Source organism: Pseudoalteromonas sp. S1610 (genome assembly GCF_005887465.1).
Lineage (GTDB): Bacteria > Pseudomonadota > Gammaproteobacteria > Enterobacterales > Alteromonadaceae > Pseudoalteromonas > Pseudoalteromonas undina.
This window is the reverse complement of the sequence record NZ_PNDI01000198.1, coordinates 1-435: the sequence shown is the minus strand read 5'-3', so window position 1 is coordinate 435 and position 435 is coordinate 1. Positions and strand designations below refer to the sequence as shown.

1 protein-coding gene and 1 tRNA gene are annotated in these 435 nt (G+C 42.1%); both read left to right on the top strand.

What is annotated here, in order from left to right; all coding sequences use genetic code 11:
- Window positions 1–29: 29 nt before the first annotated feature.
- Window positions 30–212, top strand: coding sequence for a hypothetical protein (locus tag CWB77_RS18385; protein ID WP_138623888.1), 183 nt, complete (start codon window positions 30–32; stop codon window positions 210–212).
- Window positions 213–340: 128 nt separating this feature from the next.
- A tRNA-Ser gene (locus tag CWB77_RS18380) sits at window positions 341–433 on the top strand.
- Window positions 434–435: the final 2 nt, after the last annotated feature.

The following is a 435-nucleotide window of genomic DNA, read 5'->3' as shown; positions in this document are numbered from 1 at the left end:
AAATTTTCTAAAGGACTTAGATAAATAATATGAAAGCTCAACGAGTTGAGTCGTTACCCGATGAGAGGACCACAGAGCAACAGCGACAAGCTTACTATCGCGCATGTATTGCTGAGTTTCAAAAATTGGGCTACCAAGAGCAATACCTAGCAGAGCTTACGGATGAACTAGTGCCAGTGATGGGTGTTAACTCAAGCACTCCAAATACCTAACCTGATTAATTTTCAAACTAATTACACTTTAAAACCAGACATGTGTGCAATCTATAGCCATATAGTCACTTTTGTCAGAAAAGTGTTTGACATATTTTCTGAAATCTTTATTATACGCCCCACAAGACGGAGAGGTGTCCGAGTGGCCGAAGGAGCTCCCCTGCTAAGGGAGTATAGAGTTTGTAGCTCTATCGAGGGTTCGAATCCCTCCCTCTCCACCATT